12 protein-coding genes are annotated in these 13,112 nt (G+C 44.5%); 2 read left to right on the forward strand and 10 right to left on the reverse strand.

All coding sequences use genetic code 11. The annotated features are described in order from the left end of the window. The first annotated feature begins 329 nt into the window (after window positions 1-329). Window positions 330-929, forward strand: a complete 600-nt coding sequence (locus ACTQWB_RS15080) for an AAA family ATPase (protein ID WP_441502254.1) — start codon at window positions 330-332, stop codon at window positions 927-929. Between the two features lie 174 nt (window positions 930-1,103). On the opposite strand, the gene ACTQWB_RS15085 is transcribed toward ACTQWB_RS15080, so the two are convergent. The 7 genes from ACTQWB_RS15085 to rfbD form a co-directional block, all read right to left on the reverse strand. After that, entirely contained in the window at window positions 1,104-2,273 is a 1,170-nt protein-coding gene (locus ACTQWB_RS15085) for an MFS transporter (RefSeq protein ID WP_441502253.1), read from the reverse strand. A gap of 165 nt (window positions 2,274-2,438) precedes the next feature. Then, window positions 2,439-3,668, reverse strand: coding sequence for a DUF362 domain-containing protein (locus ACTQWB_RS15090; RefSeq protein ID WP_441502252.1), 1,230 nt, complete (start codon window positions 3,666-3,668; stop codon window positions 2,439-2,441). A 7-nt stretch (window positions 3,669-3,675) separates the two neighbouring features. Next, window positions 3,676-4,344: an ABC-2 transporter permease gene (locus ACTQWB_RS15095; RefSeq protein WP_441502251.1), complete on the reverse strand. Its 669-nt coding sequence runs from the start codon at window positions 4,342-4,344 to the stop codon at window positions 3,676-3,678. Next, entirely contained in the window at window positions 4,341-5,189 is an 849-nt protein-coding gene (locus ACTQWB_RS15100) for an ATP-binding cassette domain-containing protein (protein WP_441502301.1), read from the reverse strand. The genes ACTQWB_RS15095 and ACTQWB_RS15100 overlap by 4 nt, the downstream gene beginning before the upstream one ends. 5 nt (window positions 5,190-5,194) lie before the next feature. Next, window positions 5,195-5,566, reverse strand: a complete 372-nt coding sequence (locus ACTQWB_RS15105; protein ID WP_441502250.1) for a GntR family transcriptional regulator — start codon at window positions 5,564-5,566, stop codon at window positions 5,195-5,197. Between the two features lie 468 nt (window positions 5,567-6,034). Continuing rightward, on the reverse strand, window positions 6,035-7,330 hold the full coding sequence (locus ACTQWB_RS15110) for a dicarboxylate/amino acid:cation symporter (RefSeq protein WP_441502249.1): 1,296 nt from the start codon (window positions 7,328-7,330) through the stop codon (window positions 6,035-6,037). A 1-nt stretch (window position 7,331) separates the two neighbouring features. After that, entirely contained in the window at window positions 7,332-8,180 is an 849-nt protein-coding gene (gene rfbD / locus ACTQWB_RS15115; RefSeq protein ID WP_441502248.1) for a dTDP-4-dehydrorhamnose reductase, read from the reverse strand. A gap of 208 nt (window positions 8,181-8,388) precedes the next feature. On the opposite strand from rfbD, the gene ACTQWB_RS15120 reads away from it, so the two are divergent. Then, window positions 8,389-10,185 (forward strand): outer membrane protein assembly factor BamB family protein, encoded by a 1,797-nt coding sequence (locus ACTQWB_RS15120; protein ID WP_441502247.1) that lies wholly within the window; start codon window positions 8,389-8,391, stop codon window positions 10,183-10,185. A gap of 13 nt (window positions 10,186-10,198) precedes the next feature. Here ACTQWB_RS15120 and rsmH read toward each other — a convergent pair whose 3' ends face one another. The 3 genes from rsmH to ACTQWB_RS15135 all read right to left on the reverse strand — a co-directional run bounded on the left by rsmH (window position 10,199) and on the right by ACTQWB_RS15135 (window position 13,005). Beyond that, complete coding sequence (gene rsmH, locus ACTQWB_RS15125) at window positions 10,199-11,296, reverse strand: 16S rRNA (cytosine(1402)-N(4))-methyltransferase RsmH (protein ID WP_441502246.1); 1,098 nt, start codon at window positions 11,294-11,296, stop codon at window positions 10,199-10,201. A 141-nt stretch (window positions 11,297-11,437) separates the two neighbouring features. Further along, entirely contained in the window at window positions 11,438-12,073 is a 636-nt protein-coding gene (udk, locus tag ACTQWB_RS15130; RefSeq protein WP_441502245.1) for a uridine kinase, read from the reverse strand. A gap of 11 nt (window positions 12,074-12,084) precedes the next feature. Continuing rightward, the gene (locus tag ACTQWB_RS15135; RefSeq protein ID WP_441502244.1) at window positions 12,085-13,005 is read right to left on the reverse strand and encodes a carbohydrate kinase family protein; all 921 of its coding nucleotides are present in this window, start codon (window positions 13,003-13,005) and stop codon (window positions 12,085-12,087) included. Window positions 13,006-13,112 lie beyond the last annotated feature (107 nt).

Consider the following 13,112-nt stretch of genomic DNA (forward strand, 5'->3'; position numbering starts at 1 on the left):
TTCTCATATCGTAACTGTTAAAAACCAGCCTGCAAAATGCTTTCTCTTTGGTTCCTATAGTATCTCCGTAAAAAAGCGCAGACTTATCCTTTTAACATGTTCTAGTATAACAAGAACAGCCGTAAATTTCCAGCAAAATGACAGATTCTGAATATTTTTTTATTTTGATTTTATGCAAATCCTATAGATATTTTCAAATAATTGTGTTATAATGTGTAAAAAAACAGAAAATATATTATATATTCTGTTTTATAACAAAAATTATACCATCTGGGATGAAAGGTCATACATCCTGTAATTCCAATCCACCACAAAAGGAGGCGGCGTTTATGAGTAACCGTATCATAACTATCAATCGTATGTTTGGAAGTAACGGACGTATTATTGGAAAGGCTCTTGCTGAGGAACTGGGATTTAAGTTCTACGATAAAGAACTGATTGAAATGGCCAGCAGGGAGAAAAATATCCCCTTTGACGAATTTGCCAGAGTAGATGAAAAGAAAGCAAGCCAGTGGCTTTATCCTGTGGATTACGAGCTTCAGATGAATCCGGAGTACCACTTTGTGCCCATGAATGATGTACTTTTTGACCTGCAGAAAAAAAGCATTCTGGAAGCTGCGGATAAGGAAGACTGCGTGATCGTAGGACGCTGCAGCAACTACATATTAAAGGACAGCCAGAAGAAGCACATCAGTCTGTTTATCTATGCACCATTTGAGGATCGTGTAAAAACAGTGATGGCACGTACTGACAGAGAAGAAAAAAGTGTACGCAAGCTTGTGAAGCGAACAGACAAAGAGCGCCGTGCTTATTATGAATATTTTACAGATACCAACTGGCTGGACATGCTGCAGTATGATCTTTGCATTAACAGCAGTACGGTTTCTAAAGAGCAGATCGTGGAAATGGTAAAGAAACTTCTGAATTAATCGATTGGAAGCTCCTCTATAAGGAAAGAAATGCAAGGGGCTATAAAAAACTCCCTTGACAGCAAAATCGCCGTCCCACAATTGTGGGGCGGCATTTTCATTTAAGAAATATTTTGCACAAAATTTCCTATTATGCAAAATATCTTCCATGCAACACTCCTGCCTAAGAATTTGTCAGCTTTTATTTTGCTTTTTACAAGCCAGGTCAGACGCCTCCATCAGGCCAATATTCAGGATTGCAAAAAGCAGCAGATATCCTGGCATAATCCAGATTCCGATCAGCTCCTGAAGATGTCCGAAGATCATGGGCATAAAAGTACTGCCCACATAGGCAGAAGCCATCTGCATCCCAATCACAGCCGCACTGTATTTCTTTCCAAATTTCCCAGGCGCCATATGCTGGATTGCCGGATAAACAGGCCCCATACCAGTGCCAATGATCAGAAAACCAGCAGCTGTTAATAAATATCCTTCTGTTGGTATCATAACCAGGAAAATACCAATCAATTCTACCAGAATTCCGATTCGGATCAGCATTTTATCGCTTAGCCTGCTGGAAACAAATCCGGAGATTACCCGGCCTATCATAAGCCCCCCAAATATAAGTGACCCGAAAGAAGCGATCATACCATCAGAAAGTCCGGTTTTCATCCCTGCAAAATAACTGGAAGTCCAGAGAAAACAAGTCGCTTCTCCGGAACAGTAGGCAAAAAATGCGATCAGTGTGAACACAACTCCAGGAACCTTTATGGTCTCCCTGATTCCTGCCACGGCCTGATCCTCCTCTTCTGCTTTTGAATCATTCTGTTTCCATAAAGGTAATGACAGGATCACTACCAGAAGGATCGCGATCTGGATATAAGCAGTCCATCTGTAGCCTTCATTCCATCTGGCTTGCTTTAAAGCCAGAGCCATAATATTCGGGCTGATCACTGCTCCCACTCCATAAAAACAGTGTAAAAAATTCATTACGGATGAAGAATAATTATTTGCCACATAATGATTTACCGATGCATCGATGGCCCCCGCTCCTAATCCGTAAGGTACTGCAAATAAAAACAGCATGCCATATACAGGAGAACAGGAAAAGCCGATCAGGCCAAGCACTGTCAGGAAAATAGAAACGATCACGATCCATTTCGTGTGAAATTTCCGGATCAGCTTAGGACTTAACAGTGCAGAAATGATCGTCATAAAAGAAATGGTCATCGACACATACCCTGCATATGAGGATGGCACGCCAAACGCGATCTGCATCTTCGGCCAGCCTGATCCCAGAAGGGAATCCGGGAGACCAAGACTTATGAAGATCAAATAAATTACTGCTAAAAATAAGGAACCCATATGTAATACCTCTCTTGCCTTTTGTATTCCACAGAATTATATCCTTTCTTTCCGTCTTTTACAATATTATTATTCAGAGCCAATTTCCAAAATGTTTCGCATTTCTTTATTGGGGCATATCCGCCAAATAAATTTTTGTACAAAAATCATCTTGACTCTGAACAATTACAACACTCCTTTCAGGAATTCATAAATCTCCTCTTCCGTCGGCGGACATCCATCCAGATGATGCTCAAAATTTCTGGTACAGTGCCCAACTCCCAGATTTCCATGTTGATTGCGATAACCCTGCCCGATGCATATCCGGGTATCCAGCTTCTTCAAAAGTCCCTCGCTTTTCAGCCGGTCAAGTGCCGGAATCAGATTGCCATAACAAGCGCTGCAGGACTCCACTTCTTCAACAGCATCGGCAAGCTCTACTACCTTCCTGGATTTTGGAATAGGCTTTCCAGGATTGCCATCAGTGACACAGATTTCTGCCTGGCTGATATCCCCGCAACCCACGCCAAGTGCTGCTGCCTTTACAATGTAGGGCACTTCTTCTACCTGATAATGCATCATATCACAGACATACGCATCCATAAGAACCGGATCCATACCTGCCAGGACGCGGTTCATAACCACCGGGTTTCCTCCGTCCTCAAAGTCCAGATCCCCACAGATATTATCTACCACAATAAAATCCTGGTGAATCCCAAGCCCAAGATGGGCAATGGGATCATGAAGCCCAAGAGCATGAAATCTACGCTTTTCGAAATTTGGCAAAAGACCTTTCATATTCTTCAGCGCGCAGGTGATCTTCGTCTGGCAATGCCCCTTTAATACCGGGACATTGATCAGAAAATCCACATCCCGAACACTCTTGCAGATATTCAGTGTCATATCACCGCATTCTACCGGAATTCCTTTTTCCTTTTGCATATCCAGAAAAGGAACATTATACTTTTCGCACAAGCTCCTGTAACCACAAACCTCATAAGCTTCCGAAGTCTTATCTCCTACCCAGGAACCTTCCATGATCACCAGATCTGTAAAATCTTTTTCCTGAAGATATTCCACAATTCCGGCAACTACCTCCGGATGGGTAGTGCCTCCCCAGGATGCCTCCATGGGAGCTACTAAATTAGGTTTGATGCCGATTCTCATCCTGTACAAATTGCTCTCTGGGCGCTTACCTTTCGCCAGAATTGCAGACTGTTTTTCTTCTGTTACAATACCGGTATTATTCTGCTGTAAATCTGACACAGGATTTCTTTTATCCGTCAAACACAATTCAGTACCGGTTTTCTTAAATTTCCGCTCGATTTCTCCTGCCAGATCACATTCTGTCAGCAGCTCCTTCGTCATCCCGGTATAGTCCGTCCCGCACTTTATATAAATCTGATTCTTCTTCATTCCAAAATCAGTACTCCTTTTTCTCCATAATCTTTATGGATATTGTACAGGAAATCAGAAGCAATAGCAACATAAGAACAAACAGGATTCCAAGACATACCGGAATACCAAGTTCAAAAATCTGCATTCCGAAAGCTTTGACAGCAGATACATCCACATGCATTTTTTTACATATTTCAGACCCGATCCATCCTATGGCCATGGTTCCAAATACAAGTACAAACAACACGATCCTTCCGGTTGTATTTCCATATTTCAGCTGCACCGGAAACATCACTGCTTCTGCAAAAACTGCAAGAAAGATCCCGGCGGCTGCCGAGGCAAGCAGTTCTTCCCAAGGTGCTGTGCGAAAGCCCGATAAATTCACGCAGGCAGCTATCACAACTGCCACCAGCCACAATATTGTGATCATCCCCGCACCAAGCACATACTTCTCCTTTACATACTCTTTTCTGCTTATAGGAAAAGTGAAAATATAAGCCATTCCATTGTCCATATCATCAGCAGCAATGGTATTCACTGCCATGATCGCAGCCAGAACCGATACATAGCTGATCAGGAAAGAGGGTCCTGCGGAAGTTCCAAGAAAACAGATAAGCGCAATCACGTAGACAGCTGCAAAAGTTCTGCCATTCCCTTTCAGTGTTTCCAGATCTTTTATAAATACTCCTCTCATAGCGCTTCCCCCTTAACCATCATCATGATTATCTCATCCAAAGAGCCTTTTTCCACTACCGCCTGAGGATAATTTTCCCTATAGAAGCCCTTCTCATCTGTCAGGCAGCTATAACCAAAGCTTTCTTTTTTTACCCTCAGGATATGTTGTTTATCTAACGCAGCATACTGTTTCTCATCCACCTTGATCAGACCATATTCATCCATCAGCAGATCTGTATTCTCGTGAAGCACAATTCTTCCTTTGTCGATCATATAAATATCATCGCAAAGATTCTCCAGATCGGAGGAAATATGGGAACTGATCAGAATGCTTCTTCCTTCCGTCTCCATGTATTCCCTTAATAATTCCAGAATACTGTCCCTGGCAATTACATCCAGCCCGGCAGTGGGCTCATCCAGAATCAGAAGCTTCGCCTGAAAACTGGTCGCGATCAGCACCTTCAGCTTCGCCTTCATTCCGGTAGAAAAATCCTTCAGTCTCTTATCCAGAGGGATGGAAAACTCCCTGCACCGTTTCTCAAACATCTCTTTCCCGAAATTTTCATAAGCCCCCTCAAGAACATGCATAACCTGCTTCACATTCAGACAGCCTGAAAACCCACTATCAGAAAGCGCGGCACCGATCCTGGCTTTTTCCCTGGCGGTAATCTCCTCCAGGTTTTTATCAAATATGCAGATCTGTCCCGCATCCGGATAGACCAGTCCCAGAATTGCCTTAAACGTAGTGGTTTTCCCCGCCCCGTTAGCTCCAATAAGACCGGTGATCTGTCCTTCCTCAAGCTCCATGCTTACATCCAGGGAAAAATCTTTATAATTTTTCTGCAAATGTTCTATACTCAGCAACATACCTAATCCTCCATAATCAAATCAAACAGTTCCCGGATCTCACTGTCCGCAAGCCCGCTGATACGCGCCTTCCGGATCACTTCCTCCAGTTCTGTCTCAATTTCCCGTTTCCGCTCCTCCATAAGAAGCCCTTGGTTATTCTTGGCAATAAAGCTGCCCTTCCCATGCACCGTAACCACGAAGCCCTCTTCCTCCAGAAAGTCATAAGCCTTCTTCACCGTAAGTGCACTGATCTTCAGCTCCTTCGCCAGGGTTCTCACAGAAGGAAGCATCTCTTCTTCTCTTAATGTCCCGTCAATGATCATCGCCTTGATCTGATCCGTGATCTGCTCATAAATCGGCTGCATTGACGAATGGTTGATAATGATCTTCATGAAGCTCCTCCTTTGCGATTAACAGTATATAACAGTGTTATACTGTTGTCAAGTGTTATACACTGTTTATTCACGTTCAATTTTATTTTTCCCAAAACCGTTTATCAAACATTTCACATATACATTGCCATTATATTTTTCCTCGGAACAATGCTCTTTCGTATTCACTCTACACAATTCTTACTATTCACTATTCGCTCTTGCCAACAACAGCCAGGGAGGGGCGGTGCACTTCGGACAGTTAGTCAAAAAACGGGATTTCACGAGTATAGCGCAAGTGCCATGAACACTGTCTGAGCCCTGCAAGGGCGAGTTTGTTCATGGCACTTGCAATCAGCGACGGAGTGAAATCCCGTTTTTTGACGTTGTCCGAAATGCACCGCCCCTCCCTGGCGTACGCCAAAAAACCGCGTATATATGTTTTTTATTTTCACATATATACACGGTTTTATTTTACTGAGCTATATTTCACTCAGCCTTATTAAACACTTCTCTATCCAAAGCCCCATTCTGGCTGGCCACGATCGTAGTACAAACTGCATCACCGGTAATATTAACTGCTGTTCTTGCCATATCCAGAATACGGTCAATACCCATGATAATACCGATTGCCTCAACCGGAAGACCAACAGAATTAAATACCATCGTCAACGTAACAAGACCAACACTTGGAATACCTGCAGTGCCGATAGATGCCAGCGTCGCAGTTCCGATTACCGTCACATAATCCATTGGCGTCAGATGTATTCCAAAAGCCTGGGCTGCGAACATAACCGCCACACCCTGCATAATGGAAGTACCATCCATGTTAATAGTAGCTCCAAGAGGAATGGTAAAAGACGAAATCTTTTTGGAAACGCCCACCTTCTTGTACAAAGTATCAATGGAAAGAGGAATCGTCGCATTTGACGTTGCCGTAGAAAATGCAAATGCCATAACCGGGAAAAACTTCTTGATAAATTTCAGAGGATTCAGACCTGTAAACACTTTAAGCAGGATCTGGTATACCCCAAAGCACTGAATCGCCAGCGCGATCAGAACCGCGATCATATATTTCGCCAGCGGAACAAATGCACTGAAACCAATATTTGCAAAGGTTCTTGCGATCAGGCTGAAAACCCCGATCGGTGCCAGGCTCATAACCATCATGGTCATTTCCATCATAATATCATTAAACTGGCTGATAAAATTGGCAACTGTCTCTGCACGCTCTCCAAGCTTGGCAAGAATCACACCAATGATCAGGGCAAATACAATAATCTGAAGCATTTCACCGCTTGCCAGGGATTTAATGGGATTATCCGGAATGATATTCAGGATTGTCTGCACCAGGGAAGTAGACTCCATAGTCTCAATATCAGATGCATTCGCCTGAATCTGGCTCATATCCAGTCCGATACCAGGCTGCATCAGACTACCGATTCCAAGGGCAACTGCAACCGCAACTGCTGTTGTGACCAGATAGAAAATAAGCGTTTTTCCACCTACATTTCCAAGTTTCTTGGTATCTCCGATTGCCATACTTCCGCAGACAAGGGAACAAAATACAAGCGGCACTACCAGCATCTTCATAAGGCGGATAAAGCCCTGTCCAAGGACATACAGAACGCCTTCTACGATCACATCACTTTTAAAACTGCTGTCCGGAACCATATAATGAAGAACCATTCCGGTAATGGCTCCAGCGATCAGCGCGATAAAGATCATACTGGTAAGGCCAAGTTTCTTTTTTTCTTTTCCGTTATTTTCTTTTTTTGCAGCCATCTCAGCCCTCCATCTTTTCTTTCATAAATTCATTCAGAGAGTCCTTCCAGTCTGGCATCTCATAAACATCAATAATACGCAGGATAAAATTATCCAGAACTGCATATGCCGGTCTTGCAGAAGACAGATCTGACTGCGGAGTAGGAACCGGGTTCAGCTGGTCTTCCTTGCCGGCAAGGCGGAGGATTTCCTGGGCAAATTCATAACGGTTGCAGACGCCCTTGCAAGTAGCATGGTAAGTTCCATACTCATTGGTACGAATCAGATGCAGAATGATCCTTGCCAGATCTTTGGCACTTGTAGGGGAACCATACTGGTCTTCTGCCACAGAAAGAGCTCTTTTTTCATCAGCAGCCTCCAGCACACGGTTTACAAAATTATTTCCCTTTCCATACACCCAGTTACTTCGGATAATAAAGTGCTTATGGGTAAATTCTTTCACATAATTTTCCCCGGCCCGTTTGGACTTTCCATAAACAGTCCTGGGATCTGTGTCGTCAAACTCTGTGTACGGCTTCTTTGCCAGGCCATCAAACACATCATCTGTGGAAAGCTGTACCATTTTGGCGCCTGTTTTTCTTGCCACGATACTTAAGTTACGGGCACCTAAGGCATTTACGCGGAATGCCTCCTCCGGCTTCTTTTCACAAAGCTCCACATCGGTCAGAGCCGCACAATTGATGATCACATCCGGACGGTTGATCTCACCAAAGCGGAGAACTTCGTCTGTCTCTGTAATATCAAGCTCATTCTTATCTGTGTTCAAAACTTCGATTTCCAGAGGATCCAGCACTTCATTGATTGCTGTTCCAATCTGTCCTTCTGATCCTACGATCCATACTTTCAGCATGTTTTTTCCTCCTGTCAAATTGTCATTTACTTCGTTTCCTCTTACACACAATTATTACTATTGTAGCAATTTGTCGTATACACTGTCAAGGTAAAAGATTAACGCCTTGAATGCCTTGAATTTCCATCCTGTACCTTGTATAATTCAGCTATCAGAAGCAATCGAATCAGAAATGCATCAATATCTGTAGACACAGGAAGGAACCAATATGAATAAGAAAAAGAAAAGAAAAACAGGCAGACGAAAGCGCCAGCTCCAAAGAAAGTATTTTCTCCGGAAGCTGATTCTTGGCATAAGTCTTGTGATCGCAGCCGGGGTTCTGCTGTGTGGGGGCGTTTCCCTTGTAAAAAAGATCCGTGAAAACGCAAACACTGTCTCCATGATCGCAGAAACATCCTCTGGTGAAAACGGAGGTATAGACATGGAACAGTCTGATTCCCTGGCAGCAGTAAAAGCAGCAATGGCACGCCCAGCGGAATTTTCCCCTAGGTGTACAGAATCCACCAAGCCCTCTCTATACATAGACTCTACCGCCATTGAAGTAGATGGACAGACACTTGCCAATGTGTCAGACTATCAGCCAGCCGCAGCCCATTCCTTTGATGCGGGACTTGGCTACACAGATGTAGACGGAATCATAACCTTCCGCGGCAACAATTTCCGCGATACTGCTTCCTATGGCTGCGCCCAGATCAAAGAGGGGAAAATCAAAGATCTGTGGACCGCCAAGACCGGCTCCCTTACTTATGGCGATGCCACCTGGACCGGAAGCGGATGGACAGGTCAGCCCCTTATGGAAAAATGGTCCAAAGAAGTCAAAATGACCATGAATATGTATGACTGGGCAAAAGAAAAGGATGACCTTGTAGAGGTGATCTATGCCTGCATGGATGGCTATGTCTATTTCCTGGATCTGGAAACCGGCGAAGCTACAAGAGATCCCCTTTATCTGGGATTTACCTTCAAAGGTTCCGGTGCCCTTGACCCAAGAGGCTATCCCATCCTTTATGTGGGGGCCGGATACGACAGCAATGAAGGAACTGCCAGAGTCTTTGTGGTAAATCTCCTGGACTGCAGTGTCATGTACACCTTTGGCAATAACGATCCCTTTTCCCTGAGAGGGAACTTAAGCTATTTTGACTCCTCCGCCCTTGTGGACGCCAAAACAGACACCCTTATTTATCCCGGTGAAAACGGCATTTTCTACCTGATCAGACTAAACACCCAGTATGATCCCGAAGCCGGAACTTTATCCATTTCACCGGATAACATTGTAAAATGGCATTATTACGGAACCAGAACCAGCGTCGCCTCCTACTGGCTTGGCATGGAGGACAGCGCGGCAATCTATGACGGATACATTTTTATGTCAGACAACGGCGGGAATCTTATGTGTCTTGATCTGAATACCTTGCAGCTTGTGTGGGTACAGGACATTCTGGATGATTCAAACTCCTCCCCGGTTCTTTCTGTGGAGGACGGACATCTTTATCTGTATATCAGTACTTCCTTCCGCCTTGGATGGCGAAGCAATTCTACTGCGGAAGTTCCTATATGGAAAATTGATGCAGAAACTGGTGAAATCATCTGGCAGAAATCCTATGAATGCGCTTCCGATGATGGTGTTTCCGGCGGTGTCCAGTCCACCATTGCCCCTGGCAGGGAACAATTGTCTGATTTCATTTATGTAACTGTGGCAAGAACCGACGGACAGGCACAGGGTGTTCTGACTTGTATTGATAAAAGCACAGGTGAAGTAGTCTGGGAACACGAATCTGCCTATGCCTGGTCTTCCCCGGTATGTGTATATAATCCCGATGGTAGCGGAAGGGTTCTGTACTGCAACAGTACCGGCCACATTTATCTTCTGGATGGAAAAACAGGAGACGTTCTGGACACCCACCAGATCAGTGACGGTGTCATCGAAGCATCTCCTGCTGTATACAAAAATTATATGGTCGTTGGAACCAGAGACTGTAAAATATGGGGAATGGAGCTGCAGTAATGCAGCTTCCATTCTAGTTTGCCTTGATCACCCAGCGCATCTTGGTAGAACGTGCACGCCCGTTCTGTGCACACTCTTTCGCGGACGGACGGATCACATCCCTGGCATAATCAGAATAAATTCCTGCTTTATAGCCAGCTTTTAACGCTTTCTTAACCAGCTTATCTTCACCGGAATGGAAAGTCAGAATAGCTGCTCTTCCACCTGGCTTCAATGCGCCTGGCAGTTTCTCCATAAATTCATACAGAACCTCAAACTCCTGGTTCACATCAATCCGAAGAGCCTGGAAGGTACGCTGACAGGTCTTCTTGATTGTCTCTTTTTTCTCCTTTTCTGGAAGAAAATCCAACGTTTTCTCAATGATCTCGCGAAGCTTTGTGGTGGTATCAATATGATTTCCTTTCCGGATCTCGTCGGTAATGGCTTTTGCAAGCTCTTCGCAGTATGGCTCATCTGAGTTCTCATAAAGCATTCCAGCAAGCTCATCTCTGGTAATATGCTCCAGCCGCTCTGCTGCACTGATTCCTGCCTCCTGATTCAGCCTAAGGTCCAGGGGGCCATCCACTTTAAAGGAAAAACCACGCTTAGGATTGTCAATCTGCATGGAAGACACTCCAAGATCTGCAAGAAGGAAATCAAAGCCTCCTGCTTCTTTCGCAATCTCATCAATAGTGCAGAAATTCTGAAGCTTGATTGTCAGAATATCCTCCCCAAATCCAAGATCCGCCAGACGTTTCTTGGTCTTGGCAGCTTCCTCGTGGTCTACGTCGGTGGCATACATATGCCCTTTTCCCTGTAAGCACTCAAGCATAGCCTTGGTATGGCCGCCATAGCCAAGTGTGGCATCAAAGCCCACCTGACCTGGCTTGATTTCCAGAAAGTCGATGATTTCCTTTACCATAATGGAAATGTGCATACCAGCAGGAGTATTTCCCTTTTCCAGAACATGCTGGATGGTATCCTGGTATTTCTCAGGCTGAAGCTCTTTGTATTTCTCCTCAAATTTCTTCGGATATTTTCCCTTGTAACGCACACGGCGCTTATGAGGCTGCTGGTTCTCCCCGGAAGCTGCCGTAAGCTGGGACTGATTCTTATCTTTTTCCTGCCACATTCTTATCTCCTGTTTTTTCTTATTTCTGTTCCAGAGCCTGCTTCAAACACGCTCTAATTCTCGTTTTTCATTTACCAGTTTCATTTCTTATTGCAATTTTTGACAACTTCATTCCGGTTTCACGGTCTTTTCGGGCACTCCTTAATTCTCTGCTCTGCCCTGCTTTCTCTTCTTTAGCTCCATACTGATCTTCGAAACAAACAGATCAAATGCCACATCATTTTTCCCGCTGTTGATTACGATGTCTGCCTTGGAACGGGTAGGCTCCACATAAAGATAGTGCATAGGCTTCACAGTGGTCAGATACTGGTTAATGATTCCATTCAGGTCTCTTCCACGCTCTTCCACATCACGGGAAATCCGGCGGAGGATACGCTCATCAGCATCTGCCTCCACATAGACCTTAATGTCCAGAAGGTCACGCACCCGCGGGTCTGCAAGCAGAAGAATCCCCTCTACCAGGATTACCGGACTTGGAGTGATGTGCAGGATTTTGTCCGAACGGTTATGCCTGGAGTAATCATAAACAGGACAATCAATGGCCTTCCCGGCCTTTAAAAGCTTCAGATGCTCCACCAGAAGCTCTGTCTCCAGGGAGTCCGGATGGTCATAATTCACCGTTACACGCTGTTCAAAGGGAATCCCATCCTGTCTGCGGTAATAATTATCATGATAAAGGACGACCACATCCTCCCCGAAATATTCTTTGATCCGGTTTGTAAAAGTAGATTTACCGGAACCGGAACCACCAGCAATTCCTATAATAAGACTTTCCATATATCCCGCTCCTACATATCAAGGCCGAACTCTTCCGGCATGAATCTTGGACAAATATTCTCTGAAGTACAGATAACCGTTGAGGAAAGACGGGTACCGATGGCACATGCCTCTCTCATACTCTTTCCATAGGTAAGTCCCACGCACACACCTGCGAAAAAAGCATCTCCTGCTCCTGTAGTATCAACCACATCTACTTTCATGGCCGGATATACTCCGCAATTCCCCTCCTGATCTGCATAGGCAGCGCCATCGCTTCCCATAGTTACCACCATCTTCGGAATATGGGCAGACTGGATTCTCTTCGTAAGACACTGGGCCATTTCTTCTGGGTTCAGACTGCTGTAATCCTCAGAAAACAAGATTCCAGCCTCCTGCTGATTGCACACAAAGCAGGCTGTTCTTCTTAAAAAGTCTCTTCTTTCAATGGCAATTGTCATATTGGATACAAGGGCATATACCTTTTTCCCATATTTCTCTGCATAGTGAAAGGTCTTCTTCACGATTTCCTTGTCAATGTCAATCTCGATCACCACACTGTCAGCATCCTGGAAGATCTCATCGCCATGTTCATCCAGGATCTGCTCGATGGGCCGGTGATCCGGGCGCTTGGAAATAGACGCCACCACGTCTCCATCCTGGTCAAATACTGCCAGCCAGGTTCCCATACCATCTTTTACCTTACGCATATATCTGGTATCCACTTTATGGCGCATAAGCTTGCGGATCACTTCATCTCCCATCGCATCATCATCTACTGCACTGATAAATGTAGGCTTCAGCTCAATATTGGCAATATCTTCCACAACATTTCTGCCTACCCCGCCATGAATCTGCTGGATCACACCTGTATTTCTTCCACCTGGAATAAATGGTGCTGTGGAATATCCTTTCACATCGATAAAAACATCACCGATTACAACAATTCCCATACTCTGTCTTTCTCCTTTGTTACGTTATACCTTTTCATATTTTAATATCCTAACATTTCACCAGGTAAAATTCAAGCCAGATAAACTACTTTCTGTATGTTCCTGTC

The organism is Blautia sp. HCP3S3_H10_2 (assembly GCF_052122375.1).
Taxonomy (GTDB): Bacteria; Bacillota; Clostridia; order Lachnospirales; family Lachnospiraceae; genus Blautia_A.